Annotated in this window: 19 protein-coding genes and 2 pseudogenes; 14 read left to right on the forward strand and 7 right to left on the reverse strand. The window is 68.0% G+C overall.

Annotated features, from left to right (window positions below):
* The first annotated feature begins 6 nt into the window (after positions 1-6).
* The 4 genes and pseudogenes from OHA03_RS33285 to OHA03_RS33300 all read left to right on the forward strand — a co-directional run bounded on the left by OHA03_RS33285 (position 7) and on the right by OHA03_RS33300 (position 3,558).
* Positions 7-681, forward strand: a complete 675-nt coding sequence (locus OHA03_RS33285; RefSeq protein ID WP_267007386.1) for a helix-turn-helix domain-containing protein — start codon at positions 7-9, stop codon at positions 679-681.
* Positions 678-1,415 (forward strand): SRPBCC domain-containing protein, encoded by a 738-nt coding sequence (locus OHA03_RS33290; protein WP_267007387.1) that lies wholly within the window; start codon positions 678-680, stop codon positions 1,413-1,415. Before OHA03_RS33285 ends, OHA03_RS33290 begins: the two co-directional genes overlap by 4 nt.
* A gap of 115 nt (positions 1,416-1,530) precedes the next feature.
* The gene (locus tag OHA03_RS33295; protein WP_267007388.1) at positions 1,531-2,103 is read left to right on the forward strand and encodes a dihydrofolate reductase family protein; all 573 of its coding nucleotides are present in this window, start codon (positions 1,531-1,533) and stop codon (positions 2,101-2,103) included.
* Between the two features lie 276 nt (positions 2,104-2,379).
* Positions 2,380-3,558 (forward strand): annotated as a pseudogene (locus tag OHA03_RS33300) (IS701 family transposase).
* Positions 3,559-3,773: 215 nt separating this feature from the next.
* Here OHA03_RS33300 and OHA03_RS33305 read toward each other — a convergent pair.
* On the reverse strand, positions 3,774-4,901 hold the full coding sequence (locus tag OHA03_RS33305; protein WP_267007389.1) for an NADH:flavin oxidoreductase: 1,128 nt from the start codon (positions 4,899-4,901) through the stop codon (positions 3,774-3,776).
* A gap of 113 nt (positions 4,902-5,014) precedes the next feature.
* Here OHA03_RS33305 and OHA03_RS33310 point away from each other — a divergent pair, with 113 nt between their 5' ends.
* A complete protein-coding gene (locus tag OHA03_RS33310) occupies positions 5,015-5,449 on the forward strand; it encodes a MarR family winged helix-turn-helix transcriptional regulator (protein ID WP_267007390.1) in 435 nt (144 codons plus the stop codon).
* A gap of 193 nt (positions 5,450-5,642) precedes the next feature.
* On the opposite strand, the gene OHA03_RS33315 is transcribed toward OHA03_RS33310, so the two are convergent.
* Both OHA03_RS33315 and OHA03_RS33320 read right to left on the reverse strand, forming a co-directional pair.
* Complete coding sequence (locus tag OHA03_RS33315; protein ID WP_267007391.1) at positions 5,643-6,458, reverse strand: DUF899 domain-containing protein; 816 nt, start codon at positions 6,456-6,458, stop codon at positions 5,643-5,645.
* Between the two features lie 855 nt (positions 6,459-7,313).
* Complete coding sequence (locus tag OHA03_RS33320; protein ID WP_267007392.1) at positions 7,314-8,291, reverse strand: NAD(P)/FAD-dependent oxidoreductase; 978 nt, start codon at positions 8,289-8,291, stop codon at positions 7,314-7,316.
* 646 nt (positions 8,292-8,937) lie between these two features.
* Between OHA03_RS33320 and OHA03_RS33325 the strand changes: the two genes are divergently transcribed.
* Positions 8,938-9,141 carry a cold-shock protein gene (locus OHA03_RS33325; RefSeq protein WP_267007393.1) on the forward strand — a complete coding sequence of 68 codons (204 nt, stop codon included), beginning with the start codon at positions 8,938-8,940 and terminating at the stop codon, positions 9,139-9,141.
* A gap of 639 nt (positions 9,142-9,780) precedes the next feature.
* Here the strand turns inward: OHA03_RS33325 and OHA03_RS33330 are convergent.
* Positions 9,781-10,068 carry a DUF1905 domain-containing protein gene (locus OHA03_RS33330; protein ID WP_267007394.1) on the reverse strand — a complete coding sequence of 96 codons (288 nt, stop codon included), beginning with the start codon at positions 10,066-10,068 and terminating at the stop codon, positions 9,781-9,783.
* A 394-nt stretch (positions 10,069-10,462) separates the two neighbouring features.
* Here OHA03_RS33330 and OHA03_RS33335 point away from each other — a divergent pair, with 394 nt between their 5' ends.
* The gene (locus OHA03_RS33335; protein ID WP_267007395.1) at positions 10,463-11,500 is read left to right on the forward strand and encodes a PAS domain-containing protein; all 1,038 of its coding nucleotides are present in this window, start codon (positions 10,463-10,465) and stop codon (positions 11,498-11,500) included.
* A 24-nt stretch (positions 11,501-11,524) separates the two neighbouring features.
* Here OHA03_RS33335 and OHA03_RS33340 read toward each other — a convergent pair.
* Positions 11,525-12,777 (reverse strand): IS3 family transposase gene (locus tag OHA03_RS33340; protein WP_267007396.1). Its coding sequence is split into 2 segments (ribosomal slippage): positions 11,525-12,498 and positions 12,498-12,777, totalling 1,254 coding nucleotides; the frame shifts between segments, so codons are not numbered across the junction.
* A 53-nt stretch (positions 12,778-12,830) separates the two neighbouring features.
* On the opposite strand from OHA03_RS33340, the pseudogene OHA03_RS33345 reads away from it, so the two are divergent.
* A pseudogene (locus tag OHA03_RS33345) lies at positions 12,831-14,234 on the forward strand (SpoIIE family protein phosphatase); the annotation flags it as partial.
* Positions 14,235-14,367: 133 nt separating this feature from the next.
* Here the strand turns inward: OHA03_RS33345 and OHA03_RS33350 are convergent.
* On the reverse strand, positions 14,368-15,240 hold the full coding sequence (locus tag OHA03_RS33350) for an aldo/keto reductase family oxidoreductase (RefSeq protein ID WP_267007397.1): 873 nt from the start codon (positions 15,238-15,240) through the stop codon (positions 14,368-14,370).
* A 131-nt stretch (positions 15,241-15,371) separates the two neighbouring features.
* On the opposite strand from OHA03_RS33350, the gene OHA03_RS33355 reads away from it, so the two are divergent.
* Complete coding sequence (locus OHA03_RS33355) at positions 15,372-15,806, forward strand: helix-turn-helix domain-containing protein (RefSeq protein ID WP_267007398.1); 435 nt, start codon at positions 15,372-15,374, stop codon at positions 15,804-15,806.
* Positions 15,807-16,196: 390 nt separating this feature from the next.
* On the opposite strand, the gene OHA03_RS33360 is transcribed toward OHA03_RS33355, so the two are convergent.
* Entirely contained in the window at positions 16,197-16,778 is a 582-nt protein-coding gene (locus tag OHA03_RS33360) for a hypothetical protein (RefSeq protein ID WP_267007399.1), read from the reverse strand.
* Positions 16,779-17,853: 1,075 nt separating this feature from the next.
* Here OHA03_RS33360 and OHA03_RS33365 point away from each other — a divergent pair.
* The 5 genes from OHA03_RS33365 (at position 17,854) to OHA03_RS33385 (ending at position 24,973) form a co-directional block, all read left to right on the forward strand.
* Positions 17,854-18,171, forward strand: a complete 318-nt coding sequence (locus tag OHA03_RS33365) for a hypothetical protein (RefSeq protein ID WP_267007400.1) — start codon at positions 17,854-17,856, stop codon at positions 18,169-18,171.
* Positions 18,172-19,180: 1,009 nt separating this feature from the next.
* Positions 19,181-20,158 (forward strand): teichoic acid biosynthesis protein C, encoded by a 978-nt coding sequence (locus OHA03_RS33370; RefSeq protein ID WP_267007401.1) that lies wholly within the window; start codon positions 19,181-19,183, stop codon positions 20,156-20,158.
* A 317-nt stretch (positions 20,159-20,475) separates the two neighbouring features.
* Positions 20,476-20,673 carry a hypothetical protein gene (locus OHA03_RS33375; protein WP_267007402.1) on the forward strand — a complete coding sequence of 66 codons (198 nt, stop codon included), beginning with the start codon at positions 20,476-20,478 and terminating at the stop codon, positions 20,671-20,673.
* Between the two features lie 399 nt (positions 20,674-21,072).
* Positions 21,073-22,302, forward strand: a complete 1,230-nt coding sequence (gene frc, locus OHA03_RS33380; protein WP_267007403.1) for a formyl-CoA transferase — start codon at positions 21,073-21,075, stop codon at positions 22,300-22,302.
* A gap of 1,282 nt (positions 22,303-23,584) precedes the next feature.
* The gene (locus OHA03_RS33385) at positions 23,585-24,973 is read left to right on the forward strand and encodes an OFA family MFS transporter (RefSeq protein ID WP_267007404.1); all 1,389 of its coding nucleotides are present in this window, start codon (positions 23,585-23,587) and stop codon (positions 24,971-24,973) included.
* The last annotated feature ends 56 nt before the right edge of the window (positions 24,974-25,029 follow it).

Consider the following 25,029-nt stretch of genomic DNA (forward strand, 5'->3'; position numbering starts at 1 on the left):
GGAGTGGTGCTGGACGTAGCTGTGATCGAAGAACCCGCCGCGGCCGAGGCGTCCCTGGACCCGATACGGTCCCGGATCCTTGCCGCCCTGGCCGAGCCCGGCTCGGCCGCCATGTTGGCCGTCCGCCTGGGGCTGCCCCGGCAGAAGGTCAACTACCACCTGAAGGAGCTGGAGCGTCACGGGCTGGTCGAGCTCGCCGAGGAACGACGCAAGGGCAACGTCACCGAGCGGGTGTACCGCGCGACCGCCGCCTCCTACGTGATCTCCCCCAGCGCTCTGGCCGCCGTCAGCCCGGACCCCTCCCGCTCTCCCGACCAGCTCTCCGCCCGCTGGCTGCTGGCGCTGGGTGCCCGTCTGGTGCAGGAGGTCGGGACGCTGCTGAGCGGTGCCGCCCGAGCCCGGCGGCGGGTCGCCACTTTCGGCATCGACGCCGAGGTGCGATTCGCCTCCGCGGCCGACCGGATGGCCTTCGCCGACGAGCTGGCCCAGTCGGTGGCGGCCCTCGTCGGCCGCTACCACGACGAGTCCGCACCGGGAGGCCGGACCCACCGCGTGATCGTCGGGCTCCACCAGATCCCCGCGCCGCAGCCCGGCCCTCCGGGGAGCACGGCCGGCCCGCGGCAGGAGGCCGGGGGAACGAACCAGACCGAATCCGAAGCAGGACAGGAAGACCGACCATGACGCACCCGTTCGAGATTGAACTGGAGACGACCCTGCCGGCGAGCCCGGAACAGGTCTGGGAGGCGATCGCGACAGGACCGGGGATCGACTCCTGGTTCATGGGCCGCAACGAAGTCGAGGCGCGCGAGGGCGGCGTCGCCGCCATGGACACCGGGGGCCACCGGGAAGAGGCGGTGATCACCGCCTATGAGCCCGGCAAGCGCTTCGCGACCCGCACGTCCACCGGCGAGGACGGCCGGTTCATGGCCTTCGAGTACCTGATCGAGGGACGGGGGCGCGGCAGCACCGTGCTCCGCGTCGTCCACAGCGGCCTGCTCGGTGACGACTGGCAGGACGAGTACGACGCCCTGCGCCGCGGCTGGCCCTTCCACCTCCACACGCTCCGCGAGTACCTGGCGCACTTCCCGGGAGGCGCCGGGGTCCCCGTCTTCGCCGTGGCACCGGCGGGCGGGAAGTCGCCGCAGGAGGTCCGGGCGGTACTCGTTCGCGGGCTGTCACTGCCGACCCCGGTCGACGTGGGTGCGCGGGTGCACGCCGAGCCGGCCGGTCTGGCGCCGCTGGACGGCGAAGTGGTCTGGGCGGACGAGGAGCGTACCGAGGTCCGTACCGCCGACGGGATCTACACCTTCCACCACGGCTCCGGCGTGGCGCTGATGTTCCATCACCTGTTCGGGCCGGACACGGAGCGGGCTGAGGCAGCCTGGCAGCAGTGGCTGACCGGACTCCTCGCCTGATATCCGCATGCCGGACCCGGGGACCGGGCCGCCCGTTCGGCGGGAGCGCAGATCCCGACAGCGACGGAACAGCCGCAAACAATCGAAGATCGACACGAGACAGCAAGGAAGACTCATGCGTACCCTGATCAGCACCGCCTTCATCTCGCTCGACGGCGTCGTGGAGGCCCCGGGTGGCGAGCCCGGTTACCGTAACTCCGGATGGACCTTCAAGGACGTCGAGTTCGTCCCCGATGCATTTGAGATCAAGGGGCGGGAGCAGAAGGAAGCCACCGCGATCCTGATGGGCCGGGTCAGCTACGAGGCGTTCAGCCCGGTGTGGCCGGGTATGGAGGAGTTCGCCGACTACAAGGCGATGCCGAAGTACGTCGTCTCCACCACCCTCACCGACGACGACCTGGTCGCGAACTGGGGTGAGACCACGATCCTGCGCTCAGTCGATGAGGTCGCCGCCCTCAAGGAGACCGAGGGCGGCCCGATCATCGTCCACGGCAGCGCCTCGCTGAACCACAGCCTCTCGGACGCAGGCCTGATCGACCGCTACCACCTGGTCGTCTATCCGCTGCTGCTCGGCGCGGGCAAGCGGTTGTTCAGCACTACGGACAAGGACGCGCAGAAGCTGAAGCTGGTCGAACACGAGGCGTACCCCAACGGCCTCCAGAAGAACGTCCTCGACGTCATCCGCTGACCAAGCCCTGGCACCCGGTCCCGCCGCCACCTCCTCTCACTTGGCCATTCGGTCGTCCCGCTCCGAGGTAGACACCGCCCCAAGGCGCGCGGGCCGACCGGTTGCCCTAGTACTCGAGCCGGACTTCTCCATTACCGCTGGTCAACGGCTTGAGTGTGGGGACTGTAGCGGGGTGGGTTTGGCTGCGGGGCGGTCTTGGCGGACCGTCCCGCGAACGGGTGGCCGCGCCGCATGTAGTGGCAGCGGTCCGAGCAGTCCATAGGCGTGATCAATGATGTGCCCACGAGTGCCTGGGACCATGAACTCGAGAATCTGTTCCTGCGGGCCGGAGCCTGCTTCGCCCGGGTAGAACCACGACGCCGGATGCGGGATTACGTGCGCGGGCTGCTGGGCCCGGTAGGCCGCAAGAACGGCTGGCAGCTTGCTGAGTACGCCGGCCATGCCACCCCGGACGGACTCCAGCACTTGCTGTCCCACAGCCGCTGGGACGCCGACCGTCTCCGCGATGACCTGCAGTCCTATGCAGCAGAGCAACTCGGCACATCAGAGGGTGTGTTGATCATCGACGACACCGGCTTCGTCAAGAAGGGCACCACCTCGGCCGGGGTGCAACGGCAATATTCCGGGACCGCGGGCCGGACCGAGAACTGCCAGATCGGTGTCTTCGCCGCCTACGCCACCACACGCGGGCACGCCCTGGTCGACCGCGAGCTCTATCTGCCCAAATCCTGGGCCGAAGACCGGGAGCGCTGCCGAGCGGCCAGGATCCCCGACGAGCGTGACTTCACCACCAAGAACGACCTCGCCCGCGCCATGATCCTGCGGGCCCTTCACTCCCCGCTCGCCTTCTCCTGGGTCACCGCAGATTCCGCCTAAGGCCAGGACTCCCGCTTCCGCCGTTTCCTGGAAGACGCCGGTCTGTCCTACGTCGTCGCGGTCCCCAAGTCGCAGCAGGTCCACGGCCCCCGCATCGATCACCTCATCGGCCAGGCCCCGCCCGAGGCATGTCGACGCCTGTCCTGCGGCAACGGCGCCAAGGGACCAAGGCTCTACGACTGGGCGGCGGCCCGGCTGCCCGCCGTCTGGGAGTTCGACGGCCACGAGCCCACTCGGCAACGCTGGATGCTCGCCCGCCGCAGCATCACCAGGCCCGACGAGGTGGCCTACTACCTGGCCAGTGCCCCGCTGGACGCCACCGTCGCCTACCTGGCTCGCATCGCGGGCTGCCGCTGGAAGATCGAGGAATGCTTCCAGAGTGCGAAGAACGAATGCGGCCTGGACCAGTACGAAGTCCGCCGCTACGTCGGCTGGTACCGGCACATCACACTCGTCATGCTCGCGCACATCTTCCTCGCGGCGATGGCCGTTCAGGAACGCGAAAAAGGGGTGACGCGGCCGACACACCCGACCTCGTGGACCTCACCCGGCAGAAATCCGTCGTCTGCTGGCAGTTGAACCCCGCCGCCCTGCACGACGCGATCACGCAATGGGCTGGTCGCACTGGAGACGCCGCCATCAAGCACGCGCCCGACACTGTCACTACATGCGGCGCGGCCACCCGTTCGCGGGACGGTCTGCCAAGACCGCCCCGCAGCCAAACCCACCCCGCTACAGTCCCCACACTCAAGCCGTTGACCAGCGGTAATGGAGAAGTCCTGCTGGAGTACTAGCTAGCTCAGCGTCTTCAGCGCGGCCGCGTCGTACGGCTTCAGCTCGTCGACCCGGCCCGCCAGGACCTTCGCCGCCCACTCCGGGTCCTGGAGCAGGGCGCGGCCGACGGCGACCAGGTCGAACTCGTCGCGCTCCAAGCGGTCGAGCAGGTTGTCGATGCTGCCGACCTCGGCGCCCTCGCCCGCGAACGCGCGGATGAAGTCGCCGTCGAGGCCGACCGAGCCGACGGTGATGGTGGGCCTGCCGGTGAGCTTCTTGGTCCAGCCCGCCAGGTTCAGGTCCGAGTCCTCGAACTCCGGGAGCCAGTAGCGGCGGGTGGAGGCGTGGAAGGCGTCGACGCCGGCCGCGGCAAGCGGGGTCAGGATCGCCTCCAGCTCCTCCGGGGTCTGGGCGAGCCTCGCGTCGTAGGCTTCCTGCTTCCACTGCGAGTAGCGGAAGATCACCGGGAAGTCGGGCGAGACGGTCTCGCGGACCGCGGCCACGATCTCGGCCGCGAACTTCGTGCGGGCCACGGGGTCGCCGCCGTAGGCATCGGTACGGCGGTTCGTCCCCGCCCACAGGAACTGGTCGAGGAGGTAGCCGTGGGCGCCGTGCAGTTCGACGCCGTCGAAGCCGATGCGCTCGGCGGCTGCGGCAGCGTCGACGAATGCGCCGATGACGTCGTCCAAATCACGCCGGGTCATCGCCCTGCCGGTGCCCTCGGTGCCGTCCACGCGGATGCCGGAAGGGCCGACGGCGGGGGCGTCGGCGTAAGGCGCATCGCCCTGCTTGCGCACCATGCCGATGTGCCACAGCTGCGGGACGATCGTGCCGCCCGCCGCGTGGACGGCCTCGGCGACCTTCGCCCATCCCGCCAGCTGCTCCTCACCGTGGAACCGCGGCACACGGTCACTCTGCCCGGCCGACTCGTGGCCGACGTAGGTCCCTTCGGTGACGATCAGGCCCACACCTGCGGCGGCGCGACGGGCGTAGTACGACCGCACGTCCTCACCGGGCACGCCGCCCGGGGAGAACATGCGCGTCATCGGCGCCATCACGATGCGGTTCGGGACAGTCAGGCCGTTCAGCGCGACGGGCCGGGACAGGATCTCGGTCGCGCGGGGGGCCGAAGTCGCAGTGACGGTCACGGCGGTGCTCCTCGTAGTACTTGACGACTTTGATGGTTGATAACTTCAAGCAACGAGAAGACGGTAAATATAAATATTTGAGATTGTCAAGTTTCCTGGGTAAAGTGACTCCCATGACAGGAACTGCCCGCGTCGACACGGCCCGGCTCATGGAGCTGCTCTCGGTGTGCCTCGGCGCCTATCACGGCGACTTCACAGTCGCGGCAGCGAGCGAGAATCTCACCGCGAGCCAGGGCAAGGCGCTGACCGTGCTGCGCCGGGGCCCCGCCGCGATGCGCGCCCTGGCCCACACCCTGACCTGCGACGCCTCCAACATGACCGGGATCGTCGACAGGCTGGAGAAGCGTGGCCTGGTGCGCCGCGAGCCCAGCCCCTCCGATCGGCGCATCAAAAGCGTCGTCCTCACAGCCGAGGGTGAGCGCGTCGCCGACGCGATTCGCGCGAAGATGCGCACTACGCAGGAGGGCCTGGACAGGCTCAGCGACCAGGAGCGGGACTCCTTGCACACCCTGCTGGAACGAGTTTTCATCTCCCAGCCCGCCGCCTGAACCGGATGTGTCGGCCGACTCTGTTGAGAGTCCCCGCGCTGCAGCTGAGCCAGGGGTACGCGTAACCGTCGGTGCCTGTCCGTGCCTCGGTCGCCGACGCGTGGGTGGGGCTGAGCGAGAACGCCGGCCACTCGCCACCTTCCTCCTTCACCGCCGACGAGCCCCGTCAGCCGGCGCCGTCGACGAAGGCGCGTCAGTGGTGGTGACCCTGGCGGCCGAGGGTCACCACGCGGGTCGCGCCGGGGCGGGTCCACTGCGGCACCGGCCGGCTGGTCGGGCCCCAGGTGGCGACGCCGTCGGCGTCCGAGCGCCAGTACCAGCAGGCCTGGCGGCCCTCGGACGGGTGCCCCTCGTGGACATCACCGATCACGGGCCGGCCCTCGGGGTTGTCCTCCCACGCCTCGCCCCGGCCGTAGGGCGTCATGTCGAGCAAGCCGAGGGACCCGTTGACCGGCTCGTTGCCACGGCCCGTCGTGGAGTAGGTGAGGAACACGCGGTCGCCGTCGCGCAGGAAACAGACGATGTGCCCCATTCCTCCGCCGACCGGCGCCTCCACGCCCCGCACCGAGTACCAGGGCTGGGTGTAACCCATGAACTCGACGTAGGAAGCCACCTCGTCCCACGGGCCCGAGGTCAGGACGGCGAACGAGACGCCCCGGGCGTTGAGGTAGACGGCGTCCTTCACGTGCCAGGCAGTGGTGGTGCAGCCCTCGCACTGCCCCTGGTGCGGCGCGCCGTCGTACCACATGTGCTTGTAGACCACGAGCTCGTCGCGACCCTGGAACAGGTCGAGGAACGGGACCGGCCCGTCAATGCCGGTGACCTCGACCGCGCCGTCGAGCTCGACCATCGGCAGCCGCCGCCGGGCCGCGGCGATCGTGTCGCCCTCACGGGTGTGCGCCTTCTCGCGGACCAGCAGCTCCTCGCGCGCCGCCTGCCAGGTGGCCAGGTCGACGACTGGCGGCTTGCCGGGGAGGTTGCTGCTCGCGTTGCCGGGCTCGGTCGTCATGGTGTCCTCCGTGGTGTCTCGTGCCGGGCAGCGTCGTACGACGTCTGACGACGCTCACCAGAACAGACTCGCGACCCGGCCGGAACTCATCGCGGCAGGGGCGTCCTCGGCCGAGCCTGCACGGACCACGTCGGGCTGACAAGTTCACAGACGCGCCAAGGAGCCCTCCGGCCCTCCGAAGCCATGTCTGTAGGTCGGGGGCCGGCTGTCACCGGCATCGCGCTGAACGTGATGCCCAACCGCGCAGACGAACATCTTTGAGTACCTGGCGGGCCGTGAGCCGGCCCGATGTGGCGTTGTTGCCTGCGCCGGGCCATGTCGCCGCTCCGGTCAGGTACAGGCCGGGGACCGCCGTGCGGTAGCCGCTGTACCCAGACATCGGCCGAAAGAAGAAGTTCTGGGAGAGGTGGTGGCTGCCGGCGACACTGTCACCGCCGACAAGGTTCGGATTGGCCGATTCAAGGTCCTGAGGGGTGTATGCGGCGGCGCGGACAATCCGTGACCGGCTACCAGGCGCGTAGTGCTCCAACTTGATCAATACCCGGTCGGTCATCGGCTCGACCGCTTCAGGCCAGCTGGTGTGCCGGATGGTCCCTGCCGCATCTCCGCGGACAGCTGAGGGCATCGTACGGATCTGTATCCACACAACGTGGCGGCCTGCCGGGGCCCGAGTCGGGTCAACCGCGGAAGTTTGTCCCACGATGAGCAGCGGCTCCGTCGGCAGGAGCCCGGCCTGGGACTCTGTATAGGTGCGTGCCAGATCATCGACGTACGGTGCCACGTGCACGTACCCGAAGCCGGCAAGCTCGCTTCCCGCCGCCCAAGGCAATGGTCCGTCAAGTGCAAGGTGCAGCATCATGGTGCCGGGGCCGTACAGGTATCCGCGTGATTCTCGCAGCACCTGTGCAGGCACCTGCTCGGATTCCAGTAGTCGCTGATACAGGGCTGGGGCCCGACGTTCGCAATCACGGCGCGACGAGATGTCAGCGTGTTGCCGTCGGCGCAGTGCACACCAACAGCCCGGCGATTTGAGCACAGGACGCGGTCCACCTCCGCACTGGTGTGGACCTCGCCGCCGAGCTCCGCCAGTACCGCAGCGAGCGCTTGAGGCAGTCTCTGCGCGCCCCCTTCGACGACGGACATGCCGTTTTCCATGTCGGCGAACATTTCCAGGAGCGGGAACATCGCGCCGCCGGCCACGTCCGGCCCGAAGTCCAGGTGCATGCCCCAGCAGGCCGCCATGGCCCGCGCCTCCCGGGTGGTGAACCAGGTCCTGCCCATCTCCCTGGTACTCATCAACAGCGTGTGGGTGAGTTCCCTCGCACCACGCAGGCCATGGTGACGCAGCAGGTTCAGAACCTGCCGAACTGCCGCGCTCGATGGCACGGCACTTCCGTAAAGGCCGAACAGGTGCGGCGCGAATTGCTTGTACTGCTGATAGAGGCCGGCGAAACCTTCGGCATCCCCGGAGTTGTGTTTCGCCAACTGCCCGATGGTGCGCTCGTAGTCGGAATGGACACGCACGCTCAACCCGTCCGGGAAGACGTTGGCATAGGGGTGGTCGGTGGTCTGGAAGCTCAGTCCATGGCGTGACAGGGCGGAACCGAAATCGGCGTACGTCTGGGATCCGAGGAAGAGGTTCTGGTTGGTGGAGTACAGGTCGTGCATGAACCCCGGCAATGTGACCTCACCGCTCGCGATGGCACGACCCACAGTGGCGTTACGTTCCAGCACCGCCACCGACCACCCCGCCCGGGCCGGGTACAAGGCCGCCACGAGACCGTTATGGCCGCCGCCGATCACGACCGCATCGTATGAGCCTGCTGCGGTCATCTCTTGGGTCCCCTGCCGCTGGGCCTCATGCTGAGGAGGGGACCGAACCCGCCAGTGCCCGTATCCGTGACACGAACACGGCCAGCCGCGGTCGAGACGCTATGACGCGGAAACGCCGCCCGTTCCCGGAAGGGATGAGCATCTCGGCACCGAGGACGAAGACCGCCCGAGGGCTGGAAGCAGCCGGGATATCCACCTGGGCCCAGCCCATCTCGGCAGATGCCCTTGCGACCAGGACCTTTGCCCCTTCCCTGGAGCACATAGGCATGTCTCCCGATCGGTTGCGTTGCTACTCCCGGCTCCGGAATATCCCTTTTCCCAGGCTCCTCCCGTCCCGACGGAACGCAACACCCGAGGCTCGGAATCCGGCAGCGCCGGACGATGGTGGATGGCCCGGGCGCCGCGAGGGCGGATGCGACATTGGGCGGGCCGACCGTAGCTGTCCGGCTCGGGCGGCCCGGTCCCGGATCATGGTCGTTGCTCTCTGGTGCGGGCCGGTTTCGCCGTGTAGCGTTGTTGCCAGATGTCGTGGTTCGCAGTTCCTGCCCGCGCCCTGGCGTGGGCGTTTTGCTGTGCAGTGCGAGACCAGGGCGATCACCTCCGGGTCCGCGCGGTGCGGATCCGATATCGACTGGAAGGCACGAGCATGGCCAGCGGAACCGTCAAGTGGTTCAACTCGGAAAAGGGTTTCGGCTTCATCGCCCAGGACGGCGGTGGGCCGGACGTCTTCGCGCACTACTCCAACATCAATGCGAACGGCTTCCGTGAGCTCCAGGAAGGCCAGGCCGTGACCTTCGACGTCACCCAGGGCCAGAAGGGCCCGCAGGCGGAGAACATCACGGTCGCCTGACCAGCGACTGAGCATCACGAGGCTCCCGGAGCGCAGACTCCGGGAGCCTCGTGGGGAGTCCGACACCACCTACGCCTCACCGGCTGTCAGTGGGCGTGCTTGAGTGCCATATCGGCGTCGACAAGGCCGCCTTCCACGCTGCTCCAGAACCGGGTGTGTGGACACGATGATGCTGAGTTCGAGGGTGGGAGCTTTGAGGCGGGCGATCGGCTGAGTGCGCGTCCTCACGCGCACCCTGCGACCGGCATGGCAAGGCGTGGCCTTGACGTACGTACTCCCCGAACCTCCGCCTCGACGCAGGTGGCCCTGGTCAAGCAACACGTCTCTGCCTCGAACGTTGCCACTGGCTGTGGGTCGTTCATTGTCGAGGCCCCCGTTTCGTATGAAAGAGCTTCGGCGACGGCATGCAACTCCTCGCAGCCGGAACGCCCAGCGGGACCTGCCAATGAGTCGCTGAGCCCCGCCGACTCGGATGCGCACTCGCCAACTGAGGCAAGGAGCACTCCATGTGACGGGTGGGCACTTGAGGTGGCGAGGTGCGTGCCCCGGTGGTTGCTGCCGAGCGCCATCGAGGCCTTGAGCGGAAGCCGACGTGGGCGGCGCGACCCGTCGAGGTGACCGGCCGAGCGACGCCCGGTGTTAGAGACGGACGGTCATCTCCACGGCCACGTCGTCACCTGCCGAGAGACCCTGTGGCTTGCGTACAGCCTTCCTGAGTGGCAGCAGATAGCCGCCGTTTTTGGGGAAGAGCGACGTCGTGAAAGTGACCTCGCCGATGCGGGCCTCGACAGGGATCACGCCCCAGCCGTACGTCGCCATGACAGCCACCTCGCGGATGTCGGCGGACTGTTCCTCGGGAACGGTGGCGAAGTAGAACGGTGAAGGCCCACGCCATTCGATCACGTGTCCGGTGAACACGACTCTCATCAGGTCGGTCCGTTCATCAGGAGGGCCAGATCCTGGTCAGCGTACATGCAGCCACCTGGAGTTACTTATGACGGATGCTCCGGCAACGCCCAATCCGCCGAGTGAAGTGCTCCGCACCTTGTCGGCGGGTTGATTCCGGTCCTTCGTACGATCGGGAGACCCAGGGGTCTGGGTCTGGCTGAAAGTGCTCACGCCGGTTGGCCGGGCCAGCGCGCCACTGCGCCGGGGCCTGATGGCTGTGCAGGGACGCCCGTCTTCCCAGTTCAGCGGGCACCTCTCTGGGCCAGGCCCGCGCAGCCCGTCATCGTCCGGTAGATCGGGCCTCAAGGGGTGCGGCATGGCCCGCGTCACTATCATGGATGGACGGGGAGAGGCCAGGGATGGGCTGGTGCCGATGAGCGTACCCAACGTTTCCGAGGGCCTCGGCGCACGATTGGGAGACCCGCTGCAGGGGCCGTACACGGCCACCGCGTTTGTGGACGGCAGGGGGAGGATCTCCCTGTGGAGCATGGAGGCGGAGGCGCTGCTCGGATATTCGGCGGACGAGGTCTGTGGCACGCTCGCGGCGGATCTGCTGACCGCCCCCGAGGGCCGGGAAGCGGCGCTGGCCGCGCGTGAGCGGCATGCGGATGGGCAGGGCTGGGACGGCGTGGTGGCCTTGAAGCACCACGACGGGCGTGCAGTGCGCATCGCGCTACGCGTGCGCCCGGTGCACTGCCGGGAGGGCCAGGCCGGCTGGTCGCTCAGCGCCTCCGACGCCCGGCAGGTGGGGCAGGAGGAGGTCGATCGGGCGATCCTTCAGGCGTTGTTCAGCCAGTCCCCGATCCGGATCATCGTCGTGGACAGCGAGCTGCGGTACCGATGGGTGAACGCTGCGATGGAGCGCGGGAGCGCTGTCCCCGCGGCGCGCCTCATCGGCCGGCGCATCGGTGAAGTCACACCGTGGGTAAACGTCGAGGGCATCGAGGAGGTCCTGCGCCGGGTGCGGGACACCGGCGAGCCTGTTCTCGACTTCCAGGTGCGCGGCCAGGGTCCATCGGACCCGGACCGCGAGCACGTGTGGTCCGGTTCCTCCTTCCGGCTGACCGACCCGGCCGGCCGTGTTCTGGGGATGTGCCAGATCTGCGTCGATGTCACCGAGGGCTACTGGGCCCAGCGGCGATTGGCCCTGCTGACCGAGGCCGGGACGCGCATCGGCACCACCCTGGACGTGGTGCGCACCGCGCAGGAACTGGCGGATGCAGCCGTTCCCGAGCTCGCGGACTTCGTCCTTGTCGACCTGCTGGAGGCGACGGTGCGGGGCGAGGAACCGGCTCCCGGGCCGGTGGGCGGACAGGTATTGCTCCGCAGGTCGGGCATCAGCTCGATCCACGAGGACGCCTCAGAGGCCCTGTACGCGGTAGGGGAGGCGGTGGCCTTCCACCTGGGCTGAACCGCCCCGGGTTCGGTAGAGAGCTCAGATAGCGGTTGTGACCTGGGGTTTCGTGGTCGCGAGGTAGTAGTTGTTCTCGTACTCGACGGGCGGGACGTGGCCTATTTCACCGTGGAGGCGCCGGTGGCAGTACCAGTCGACCCATTCGGCGGTGGCCAGCTCGACCTGGGAGAGCGTCTTCCAGGGCCGTTGCGGCTTGATCAACTCGGTTTTGTAGAGACCGATGGTCGATTCCATCAGGGCGTTGTCCAGTGCGTCCCCGACGGAACCGATGCTCGCCGCGAGACCGGCGGCATCCAGGTGCTCGGCGAGACGGAAACTCGTGTATTGCGACCCGGCATCGGAGTGATGGATCAACTCGCCGTGCGTATACGGGTGTTGGTCGCGGTCGCGTTGCCACAGTGCCATCTCCAGCGCGTCCAGGACGAGCTGGGTCTCCTTCGATGTGGAGGCGGACCAGCCCACGATGCGACGTGAAAAGGTATCCACGACGAAGGCGACGTAGACGACGCCCGCCCAGGTCGCCACGTGGGTGAAGTCCGCGACCCAGGTGCGGTTGGGCGCCTCGGCGACGAAGTCGCGCTCGACGCGGTCCGGTGCCCGCTCGGCCTTCTCGTCCGGGATCGTGGTGATGACCCTCTTGCCGCGCACCGCGCCGGCGATGTTCAGCTCGCGCATCAGCCGCTCGACCGCGCAGCGGGCCACCGGGATGTCCTGGCGGTTCAGCTCGCGCCAGATCTTCCTCGCCCCGTAGACGCGGTAGTTGGACGCGTAGATCTCCTTGATCTTCTCTTTCAGCCCGGCGTCGCGCACGGTCCTCGCGGACGGCTCGGCCAGCCGCTTGTGGTGGGCGTAGTAGGTGGAAGGGGCGATCTTGCAATCGTGCTCGGTGAGCACGCGGCAGATCGGCTCGACACCGCCGAAGCGGGCCCGGTGCTCGTCGATGAACGCTACGAGCGTGTGTGTGGCCGGTCGAGCTCGGCCGCGAAGAAACTTGCCGCGGCTTTCAAGATGTCGTTCGCGCGGCGGAGTTCGGCGTTCTCCTTCTTCAGGGCCTTCATCGCCGCGGACTCCTCCGACGTCGTGCCGGGCCGCCGACCGGAGTCGATCTCGTCCTGCTTGACCCAGTTCCGCAGGGTCTCGGCCGAGCCGATGCCGAGTTTCTGGGCGACCGTCTTCAGCGCGGCCGACTCGTTCGGGTAATCACCGCGGACCTCGGCGACCATGCGGACCGCTCGTTTGCGCAGCTCAAGGGGATAGGAGGAGGGGCGTGCCATGACTCAATCCTTACATGGAATCGAGTCTCTATTCGAACCGGGGCGGTTCAGGCACCCCCCAGGTGCGGTGCCTGACCACCGGGCAGTCGGTTCTGGTGCGGCGACTGGAGACCGACGAGTGGTACGCCTCCGACCCGCAAACCGCCGAGAAGGCCCGCGAGGTGGGGGCCCATTCGCTCATGGTTGTGCCGCTGCGGGCCCGCGGGATCACCCTGGGGGTGGCCGTCTTCGGCCGCAACCGGGAATCTCAGCCATACGACGAGGGGGACATGGCCCTGGCCGAGGACTTCTCGTCCCGTGCCGCAGTGTGCGTGGACAACGCCCGCCGCTACACCCGGGAGCACAACACCGCCCTGACCCTGCAGCGCAGCCTGCTGCCGCACGAGGTGCCCGACTACCCCGCCGTCGAGACCGCCCACCGGTATCTGCCCGCCGCCGCCCACGCCGGAGCCGGCGGGGACTGGTTCGACGTCCTGCCGCTGTCCGGAGCCCGCGTGGCCCTTGTCGTCGGGGACGTCACCGGCCACGGCCTGCACGCCGCGGCCGTCATGGGACGGCTGCGCACCGCCGTGCACACCCTGGCCGACCTGGACCTGGACCCCGACGAGATCCTCACCCAGCTCGACGACCTCGTCATCCGCCTTACCCAGGAGGACCCCGACTGTGAGGGCGCCACCTGTCTGTACGCCGTCTACGACCCCATCTCCCGCGTCTGCACTTTCGCCCGCGCAGGCCATCCTCCACCCGCTCTGGTGCAGCCCGACGGTGCAGTGGAGTTCTGCGAGGACATCCCGCCCGGCCCGCCCCTGGGCCTGGGCGGCCTGCCCTTCGAAACTGCCGAGCGCGAGCTCGCCGAGGGCACGCTCCTCGCGCTGTACACAGACGGACTCATCGAGGCCGCCGAACAGGATGCCGAAATCGGGCTCGAGCGGCTGGCACGCACCGTGGCCGACCCCAGCCGGTCGCTGGAGCAGCTGTGCGAGTCCGTGGAGACCTCCGTGGTGCCGGAGCGCCGATCCGACGACGCGGCCCTGCTCCTGGCCCGCACCCGTGCCCTCGCGGCAGACCGGGTCGCCTCCTGGGAGCTGCCGGCCGACCCGGCCCAGGTGGCCCAGGCCCGCGATCTCACCACGCGTCAGCTTGCCGACTGGGACGCGGAACCGCTCGCCTTCACCACCGAACTCATCGTCAGCGAACTGGTCACCAACGCCATCCGGTACGCCCGCGGCCCCATCGCGCTGCGCCTCATCCGCGCCGAAGGCCTCATCTGTGAGGTTTCCGACGGCAGCCTCAGTGCTCCCCACCTGCGGCGGGCGCGCGTCCACGACGAGGGCGGCCGCGGCCTCTTCCTGGTGGCTCAGCTCGCCTCCCGTTGGGGCACCCGCTACGGCCGCGACGGCAAGACCATCTGGGCCGAACAGCCTCTTTCTCCTCTCGAAGTATCGAGTGGGCTGTGAGAGGACGTTCATGTTACTGACATGCAGAAGGCCTATCCGAGGACCTGTCCGGGCTGAAGAGCATCCCTCTGGGCCGCGCCGCCGACGCATCCGAGCGAAACTTCCTGGTCTCGGTCGGCCACCTGTGTGTTGTTCAGTGGCCGATGCTGTCCAGTTCGGCCACATCATCGTCGGAGAGGGAGAGCCCGGCGCCTGCGATGTTCTCGCGCAGGTGGGCGGTGGACGAGGTACCGGGGATGAGCAGGATGTTCGGCGAGCGCTGCATCAGCCAGGCGAGCGCTACCGACATCGGCGTCGCCTCCAGGCGGCTCGCGACCTGCGAGAGGGCCTCGGACTGTAGCGGCGTGAAGCCTCCCAGGGGGAAGAACGGCACGTAGGCGATGCAGTCGGCGGCGAGGTGGTCCACGAGGTCGTCGTCGTGGCGGTGGGCGAGGTTGTACATGTTCTGTACGCAGACGATCGGGGCGATGCCGCGTGCCTCGGCGACCTGCTCCGAGGTGACATTGCTGACGCCGAGGTGGCGGATGAGACCCTCTCGCTGGAGGTCGACGAGCGTCTCGAATGCTTCGGTGATCGAGCCGGGCTGGGGGCCCTCAGCGTCGCCCATGCGCATGTTGACCAGGTCGAGGGTCTCGACGCCGAGGGATCCGAGGTTCTCGTGGACCTGCTTGCGCAGGTCTTCAGGGCGCCGGGCCGCGGGCCAGCCGCCCTGTGCGTCGCGGGTCGCGCCCACCTTGGTGGCGATGAACAGCGAGTCCGGGTAGGGGTGCAGCGCTTCGCGGATCAGCTCATTCGTGATGCGCGGTCCGTAGGCGTCGCTGGTGTCGATGTGGGTGATCCCGAGGCTGACTGCCTCGCGTAGGACGGCCAGGGCGCCGTCGTGGTCGGCGGGCGGCCCCATGACCCACGGGCCGGCGAGCTGCATCGCGCCGTAGCCGAACCGGGTGACGGTCGAGTCACCCAGCGTCCAGGTTCCGCCCGGAAGAGGTGTGGAGGACGTGTTCATTGCAGTGCCTTTCGCTTCTTGCCAGGGGTGGTGTCCCCGGCCCGCTTGGACCAGTGTCGGAGGCATACTTCCTTTCGGGAAGTAGGCACCCAAAAGTGTGTAACTAACCCAGAGGGTGAGAGGCGAGATCAGTGACGACGACGAAGGCCGACAAGAAGGCCCAGGCCAAGGCGGAGTACAACGCGTTCCTGGCGGTGTGTCCCAGCCGTCAGCTCCTCGACCGGATCTCAGACAAGTGGGTCGTCCTGATCCTGTGCGCACTGGGCGGTGACGCGTCCGAACAGCCCGGCGCATCGCACGCCCCGAAGGCGATGCGCTACTCCGAGCTCGCCCGGCTACTGGCCGGCGTCAGCCAGAAGATGCTGACCCAAACCCTACGAGCCCTCGAACGCGACGGCTTGCTCATCCGCACCGTGACACCCACGGTCCCCGTCACCGTCACCTACGAGCTGACTGACCTCGGCCTCTCACTCCACCACCTGACACGCGGGCTCAGACAGTGGGCGCAGACCCACATGGACCAAGTATTCGCCAACCGCGAGAAGCACGACGCACGAGCTTCCTAGCGCGGATCGAGCCGCCATTTCCGGACCGGACGCCGCGACCGGGCCTGCGGCCGGAACAACGAGCGGCTGATCCAACCGAAACCGCCCAGCTGGGCGTTGCCGGAGCCGGCGAAGCTGCCAGGCCGGCCGGCGGGCATCCGCAGTGGTGGCCGCCCGCTTCCATCGTGCAGTTGAGGTACTCCACAACGCCGCCGTCGGACGCTTTCACCGGGACACGGCCCGGACGCCGCAAGGATGCGGCCGGTGCGCGCGCCGATTCGTAGCTCTCCGGCACACGCGACCCGGGCCCGGATCCTGGCGGGAGATTGCGCTGGGCGGCTTTCCACGTGTCCCAGTTTGCCGTGGACGGCAGATTCACCTTCTGCTGCGCGCCGCCGTCCACGGAGAGGGTCAAGGTACGGGTCTGGGTCTGACCGTCGCGTCGAGGGAATTGGCGTACCGCAGATCGAACTGGTAAACGCCTGCGCTACTGACATCGATGTCAGCGGACACCGAGCTTCCGGCGCTCTCGAATCCGGCGGCGAAGCCGGTCCCGGTGTATCCCCTGTGATCGGACGCCACGGAGACCCCGCCGGCCCACAGGTTCTCGGCCTCGCACAAGGACCCGAGCGCACAGCTCAGGTGCTGCCAGGGGGTGGCGGTCACCGGAGTGCCGCCGGCCGCCAGTTGCACCGAGAGATTCCGCGCGTCGAACTGCCCCGAGCCGACCTTGTACCGCAGGGTCATGGCGCTCGTCGTGATGGAGAGCCAGCCGCCGGACGTCTTGGCGGTGTACGCGGCCGGGGTGAACCCGTCGCGGCCGATTGCGTTGAACGTCGGGTCGTCGGTGATTTTCCTGTCGCCCGCGTACTCGGTGCGTATCAGCGTCGGCGAGAGGATCTCGAAACGCGCATCGCCGGCCGAGACGGTCGGTATCCGGTGATTCTGTGCTCCGCCTGCCGATGCGGGACCGACGCCGGCCACCATCGTCATGGCGGCCACGGTGCTCAGGACGGCGGCAAGACTGATCTGCCCTCGAAGGGATCGCGACCGTCGCCTCGTTGGTAACGGCCTCGTGTGCGACTCCGTATCTCACGTCGGCCGGTCGGCTCGTCCACGCCGCGCCGGTCGTTCTTCCATCGTTGGAAATCATTCAAGTCGCATGACAGCACGCTCGCAGCGTGATGTCTATGAGGAGGATTCGCAACGTTGAACGGCGCCTGGACGAAGAGGCTGCAGTCACACGAGACCGAGCGATGGGTCAGCCGCAGTGTGCTGGAAGCGCTATGCCGTGGCGCAGGCAGGCGGCGAGTCCGAGGATCAGTCAGCGTGGGTCGGGCTGACCGACCTTGGTGGGACGAGTGGTGGCCGTCTGGATGACGCAGTCCTCGTTGTCATCGCCACCCACATCGACCGGCTGCGCTCCCGTGATCCTCATGGGCCGGTGTGGTGGCGCTTCGGTTGCAGCCAGTGGCAGCAGATCACCGACGCTCTCACCAGCATGGGAAAGGAAGACGCGTGCGAGGTGCGCAAGGAGCGGCGCCGTCAGGAGCGCGAGGCCGCCCGTGCTCTGAGGCCGCAGGGGCGCGAGGAACCGGCCCGGCTGGGCGGGGCCCTGTGGTCCTGGGGCGGCCGGGGGTGTGGCGGTCAGGAATGCGGGCGCCGGCGGGTTCCCGGTCTGTTCGTAATCGGAGTGGGGAGCTCTGAGCTGCTGGGGTTCCGATGGGTCTTGTGGGGTACGCGGCGCTTACAGCTTGTTCGATGAAGTGGAGGCGTCATGGCGGAGAAAGCGGAGGGACAGCAGACCTGTAAGGCGTGTGGCACGCCTGCGGGGGAGGGGGAGTTGTGTGAGCACTGTGGGAAGGTGCTGGAGTTGTCGGATCGGCGTGGAGTGGTTGAGGACGAGGGGGCCGCTGAGCGGCGTGTTTTTGAAGGAAGGGACGGCTAGGCGGTGCAAGTGCCGGCCAAGGCACGTGTGCTGACTGGCTGTCACTCCGGAGAGTGACCACAGCCCCTCATCAGGCCGGATGCACCCTGTATGGCAGGGGCGTCCGTGTAAGGAGTTCCTGTGACCACCTATGTCATCACTGTTCCCGGTACGTTCGTCCACGGCGTCACCGATGCCTCACGCACCGCTATGGAACGCAGGCTGCGCCCTCGGGATCCGAAGAACACCGACCTGGGGGAGAGTGAGGAGTTGAACCTTCTGACGGTCGGTGAGGGAAGTACGTTTTCCGTCAGGATCGAAGTCGAGGCCGACAGTCGGGCGGGCGCCGAGGCGGAGGCAGTACGTCTGGTTTCCAGCGCGCTCAGGGATAGCGGCTTCTCACAGGACGATGCCCCACTGGGGCCGGTCGCCGTGACGGGCATCGACCGCGAATTCTGACCACAGGCACCCGGGGTTGATGGTCTGCGGGGTCTTGTCGGCGGTATTTCGGCTGTGCGATGTCAGCCACGCGTGTGGCCGAGCGATGTAGTCGGCCCGTCCGGCCAACAGCTCGTTTCGGAATGTCGTTCGACAGAGATGTCGGAAGCCCACGTGGAACAACCGTTTCGAGCATGGACGGGGGTGAGGCAGTATGGGGCGGGCTTCGGCTGCGGGAGGGCCGCACGCGCCAACAGCGCGTGACCTTGTGATCGATCACATCGATGCTCTCAACGCCGTTGGTGAGGCCATGAGGGTGGCGATCGCCCCGTTTGAACAGCCAGCGGGACGTGCTCGGCCCGGTCCGTTCGCACCGGATCAGCCGGAACGGTGAGATCGGCACCTACTCCCTACCGGGTCGACGGAGCAGGCTGCAGCTTCACCAGCCACAACGGCACGGAGATTGACGTGGACTTCGCGGCCGACGGGACGGAGATCTTCGACCTCTGGCGGCTGCGCTGCTATGGGCGGAGTTGGCCTCAGCCTCATAACCCCACGTATGGACCTGCGGTCCGCAGTGGAGTCGCTGAAGCCCCTGCTGGCCGACGTACGCCCGGGGTGGTTCAGCGTGACCGAAGCCAAGGCTTCAGCATGAGACCGGCGTGTCGGGTGGCTGTCGGCGGCCCTGACGAGCAGAGTCCGCGGGGTGTCCGATGAGCTTGTGTCCGATGACCTCTGGGAGCGCATAGCCCCGCTGCTGCCGAAGCCACCCGAGCGAGGTGCCGGCGCGCTGGTCGGCTCCGGGTGCCTCACCGCGTGGCGCCGGCCGGAATCGTCTACGCCCTCCGCAAGGGTGTTGCCCGGAGAGACGTCCGTCCGGGGCGGCCACCGACGACACCACTTCGCGCCTGGCCCCGGGCAACCGGACACTCAACTGCCCACCGGGACCCGGCCCGTCACACCACCCCTACCCCTGTGACGGATAGCATCACATGTCCCTGCCCCCCACCCATGCCCCATGGAGTCCCCCATGAACCGCACCCCTGGCCTCCCCCTCTCCCGCCGCGGCCTCATACGCACTGGCGCCGGCGCCTCGCTTGCCGCGCTCGGGCTCGGCGTCGGTGCGCAGACCGCCTCCGCCGCGGTGGCCACCACCAAGCGGTTCGATCTCACGCAGCCGTCGTACGACCTGTTCCGGTCCAAGGACACGCACGGTGCGCGGGTCCAGCAGAGCTTCGCCTTCGACTGGGTGAACAAGTTCCTGTTCGTGGCAACCAAGCGGACTGACAGCGCCGAGTCCGCCGGTGACCTGTGCATCAACAAGATGGACTTCGACGGGAACTACATCTCGTACATGCACCTCAATGGCTTCGGCCACGGCGTCGCCTTCGCCGCGCTGCCGAGCGGTTCCGGCACCGACCTGTGGATCGAGTGCGCCGCGAACGGCAACGGGTACGGCACCGCGCTCACCCCCATCCGTTACACCGCCAACACCACCCTGGGCTCGCCGGCTGCCTCGGCCGCCTACCGGCCGATCTCCGGGGCCACCGAGTACACCTGCTCCGTCGACCCGGTCTACCAGCGCATGATCGTGCGCTACAACACCAGCGCCGGCAAGCGCATCGCCGTGTACCCCCTCTCCGCCTTCCAGACGGGCAGCTTCGGGTCGCCGCTGGTCGACTTCCAGCAGCCGACGATCTCCGGCACTCCGCAGGGCTACACCCTCTACGGCTCGTACATGTACTACCTGACGGGTGACGCGTACCCCGGCGACGGCACCCCCACCGGCGACGGCAACTCCTACGTCACCAGCATCGACATCAACACGGGCACCGTGGAGCAGGGCCCCGTCCTCACCAAGGCCGGCTCCACTCTCCAATACCGAGAGCCCGAGGGCCTGGCGATCTACCGCACCGACGCCGGCGAGGCCCGCCTCTTCATCGGCTTCGCCACCGGCGTGGAGGGCGACCGGCGCTCCAGCATCTTCTACAAGAACGCGCTGGTCTGAGCAGTGTCCGCCCGGCGGCCGGTCGCCTGCCGCCGGGCACCAACCCCCGGTCAGACATCCCGGGCGACCGGCAGTCGTCCGAATATCTCCGTCGCGGCACCCGACGACACCGGACCTGACAACCCACTTTGCTCCTCACGGTGACGCGGACCCGACGTGACAGGGCAGAGCGCGAACGAGGGGCGCTCGAAGCACCGGGACGCGTCCCCGACAACCGTGAACGACGGCTGTGACCAGTAGACCGCCGACCGTCACCGCTCGACCCCCACCGTCCACCCTGGGTCTCGGCCGAAACCATCTTCACCAACAACGACGCCGTGCCCCGCACCTTCTGGCTGGGCGGCGTACTCGACCACGACGGGGCAGGCCAGCGCAGCGGGGTAGCCGGACACGGCACCATCACCGCGTCCGCCCCCGCGGACTTCACCCCGGCTCAACCGTGGATCGGCATGACCGGTTCGGATGCCCAGACGTACGGCCTGCTCTACAACGAGCCCGGCTTCACCGTGCCGTGATCTTGTCAGCGTAAGGGCCACCCTGATCAGTGCCTTGGGCCTGAAGCAACGGCCGGCACGCAGGAGGGAGGGCCAGTAGTCCGAAGAGCACGCGGACGCCGTGCCCTGGGTTCCGCCGGATCTCTGCGTGTGTGCCGTGAGCGATCGTTCGTCACCGGGAGACTCCGGCGCGGCTCGACGGTTTCGCGCGGAATCGCGTGCGGCCTCTGGACAACGACGCCCCATGCGGCCACGATGATGGCGACTCCATACGGTATGCAATCTACAGTGTGTGGTTGTGCAGGCGTGATGACTGCCGTCGTCGCGCAGGATGTGCGCGTGGGGGGCCGGCCCCCCACGCGACCGTGTTCCTCTCTAGCCAACCCGACGACATGACGCATCAGCGAGGTGAGGACGGCCATGGCAAAGGCACTGGAAGGCATCCGAGTTGTGGACATGACGCACGTGCAGTCCGGGCCCTCCGCTACCCAGCTTCTCGCGTGGCTCGGCGCGGACGTCATCAAGGTGGAGGCGCCGACCGGCGACATCACGCGCAAGCAGCTGCGCGACCTCCCGGACGTCGACTCCCTGTACTTCACGATGCTCAACTGCAACAAGCGGAGCATCACCCTCAACACGAAGACGGAGCGCGGCAAGGAGCTGCTGACCGAGCTGATCCGGCGCTCCGATGTGATGGTCGAGAATTTCGGGCCGGGCGCCGTCGATCGGATGGGGTTCACCTGGGAGCGCATTCAGGAGATCAACCCGAAAATCGTCTATGCCTCCATCAAGGGTTTCGGCGAAGGGCCGTACACCAACTTCAAGGCGTACGAGGTCGTCGCGCAGGCCATGGGCGGGGCGATGGCAACCACCGGGTTCGAGGACGGGCCGCCGCTCGCCACCGGCGCGCAGATCGGCGACTCGGGGACCGGCATCCATGCCGTCGCCGGCATTCTGGCTGCCCTCTTCCAGCGGGAGAACACCGGGCGTGGGCAGCGCGTGAACGTGGCCATGCAGCACGCCGTGCTCAATCTGTGCCGGGTGAAACTGCGGGATCAACAGCGGCTCGCGCACGGTCCGTTGGCCGAGTATCCGAACGAGGACTTCGGGGACGAGGTGCCACGCTCCGGGAACGCCTCCGGCGGCGGGCAGCCCGGATGGGCCGTGAGGTGCGCTCCCGGCGGGCCCAACGACTACGTGTACGTGATCGTGCAGCCGGTCGGCTGGCGGCCGCTGAGCGAGCTGATCGGGCGGCCCGAGCTGGCAGATGACCCCGAGTGGGCGACCCCGGAGGTGCGGCTCCCGAAACTCGGCAAGATGTTCCAGCTCATCGAGGAGTGGACCTCGACGCTCCCCAAGTGGGATGTCCTGCAGAAGCTCAACGCCCACAACATCCCGTGCGGCCCGATCCTCTCCACCAAGGAGATCATCGAGGACGCCTCGCTCGTCGCCAACGAGATGGTCGTCGAGGTGTCGCACCCGCAGCGCGGCTCGTTCGCCACCGTCGGATCCCCGCTCAAGCTCTCCGATTCCCCCGTCGACATCATCAGCTCGCCCCTGCTCGGCGAGCACAACGAAGAGGTCCTTGTCGGGGAACTCGGCCTAAATTACGAGGAGTTGGCCCAGTTGCGGACCGGCGGGGTGATCTGATGCCGCTCGGACCGGCCGACGGTGTGTTCGTGCGTACGTGCTGTCGCCACGGCCGCCGTCATGGCCACGCCGGTCGGCGTCGGTCGCGCGCTGCGCACCGCGTTGTGTCCCGGATCCACGGGTATCCGCACTGCGCCGCCCGTACTGACCGTATGACCTCAGACTGAGGCGTCGGCCCTCATCGTGCCCGCGGCGGCGGACCCCGTCCGCCGCCGCGGCGCGGGTGCGAGGCCGGACGGTGTGTTCTCAGGCGCCCCCTGGCACCGTCCGGCCCGCCCACCCGGCGTCATCCCACCTCGCAACGGCACAGTGGACCGGCAACGCGAAGCCATGAGTGCCACCGTGAACCCCGTCGATGACCCGTTGCACGATCGCACCAGCATGCGGTGCTCACCATCCGCGAGGTCGTCAACTTCCTTGGCCTGCAGGGCAATAAGACATCGGCAGGCCCAGGGCCGCAGTGCGCCCTACGCACGTCCATAGCAACGTGCGGAGCGACCGCGCCATCGGGATGCCGCGGCCACTATCGACGCGCGCTCAGCACGGAGATCGGCCTCACGCCGCCGAGCCTGCGCGGTCTCGACTCCGTGGAAGCGATCCGGTCCCTGCGCAAGGGGGCTCAAAGTCTTCCTCGGGGGCGAGGGCGCCTTCGTCCGAGCGGCCCCGGGCAGCGAGGTGCCTGAACTGGCCCTGCGGCGCTCCCGCATGGCGGCCCGTCTCTCCATGACGGCCGGCGGGTCGTCCTCGGGACGCGTGGCACGACGGGGTGGAACGCCGGGCTTGCGGGTTTCGGCTCGTCGGCCGTCCGACGCCGCGCGGGTCGACGGCCGCGTCCGCGTACCGCCCGGAGCCCCTGCGTTGGTGCCGCTGGGCGGCGTCGCCGACCTGAGCAACACCCCGACGCCCCAAAGGAGATCGTGGTCCGATGGGGGCCCGCGGCGGTCCGACGCGGCGTACGCGGACCTCCGCGTGACATCCGGGCGAGAAAGACGGAGTACGGCCCCTAGACAGAGCGGCGACCCGTCTACAGAATACGGTCTACTCCATATCGTATGCAAAGCCTCTGCGTGTGGAGTGGATCACTGTTCCCGTCGTCGTGGAGGGGGTCGCACATGTGGTGACGCGAAGTCAGGACTCGTGAGCGCACGCGCGCTCCGGGCCGGGCCAGGGTGCAGGGAACCCAGCCGGCCGTGGGGTGAGTCGCGGGGCGGGCTGGTCCTGACGGCACATGAGAACCGGACAGGGGGCGCTGACCAGGGTTCTGCGACGTAGGGGAAATGGCATGACGACAACTGACATCTCGTCACACATTCCGTACAGAGAGGTGACGGACCGCAACGGCCGCGTGTACCGGCTCGGTGAGACCGACCGGGACATCATGCGGAGACCGCGCTGGACCATGGTGCTCTTCCCGTGGATCGGCATGATGGGCATCAGCTCGTCGGAGTACGCGTTCACCTCCGCCGAGGAGACCCTGCACGACGCGCACTTGTGGGCCAGCGGCCACATCTTCTGGCTGATGGGGGTCTGGATCTTCTTCCAGGCAGCCGTGGCCTTCCCGGCCGGGCAGCTCCGCGAGAGCGGGAGACTGCCGGCCAGGAGCGCGATGATGCTCGGAGCGCTGGGCACCCTGCTCGGCTATCTCTCGCTGGCGTACGCACCGCATGTCATCGTCGCCTACTTCGGCTTCGGCATGTTCAGCGGCATCGGCGCCGGACTCGTCTACGCGACCTGCGTGAACATGGTCGGCAAGTGGTACCCGGAGCGCAAGGGCGGCAAGACCGGCATGGTCAACGGCGGTTTCGCCTATGGCTCGGTGCCGTTCGTGTTCCTGTTCACCTCGTACATGGATCTGTCCAACTACCAGGGTGTACTGGTCTCCGTCGGGGTCATCTGCTGTGCGGCCGTCGCGGTCGCCGGCTGGTTCTTCAAGGACCCGCCGAAGAACTGGTGGCCCCATCACGTCGATCCGCTGAAGGTCTCGGACGACCCGCGGATCGTGCGGTCGCTGGCCAAGAACCCGCCGGCGGTCAAGCAGTACACCCCGCGTGAGGCGGCCCGGACCCCGGTGCTGTGGATGATGTGGTTCTGCCTCCTGTGCACGGCGGGCATCAACATCTTCGGTATCGCCATGCAGGTGCCGTTCGGCAAGGAGATGGGGTTCGCCGGCGGCATCGTGGCCACGGCCATGTCGCTCAAGGCGATCGTGAACGGGACCGGCCGGGGTGTCATCGGCTGGATCTCCGACCGGTACGGACGCCGCAACACGCTGATCATCGTCTGTCTGGTCCTGGGATCCGCGCAGTTCGGGGTCTTCTTCTCCGGCGACATCGGCTCGATGCCGTTCTTCCTGTTCTGCTCGATGGTCTCCGGCTTCGGTGGCGGCGCCATCTTCCCGCTGTTCGCGGCGATGACCGCGGACTACTTCGGTGAGAACAACAACGCCTCGAACTACGGAATGGTCTACAGCTCGAAGCTGATCTCCGGCCTGGTCGGCTCCGGCGTCGGAGCCCTCGTGGTCGGTGCCTGGGGCTACGGCGGTGCCTTCGCCCTGGCAGGCAGCATCGGGCTCGCCTCCGCGGTACTTGCGGTGTTCCTGCGGGCACCGGGCCGGCCGAACCAGGGGGACGTCCGCACGGCCACGGGCGCGGCTGCGAGGGAGGCGCTCTGAGTAGGAGGTTCGGCCCCGCCGCGCGCGGGGCAGATCCGGGGTGTCCCCGCGCGGCG

The sequence above is a fragment of the Streptomyces sp. NBC_00154 genome (genome assembly GCF_026342835.1).
In the GTDB taxonomy this organism is placed as follows: Bacteria; Actinomycetota; Actinomycetes; order Streptomycetales; family Streptomycetaceae; genus Streptomyces.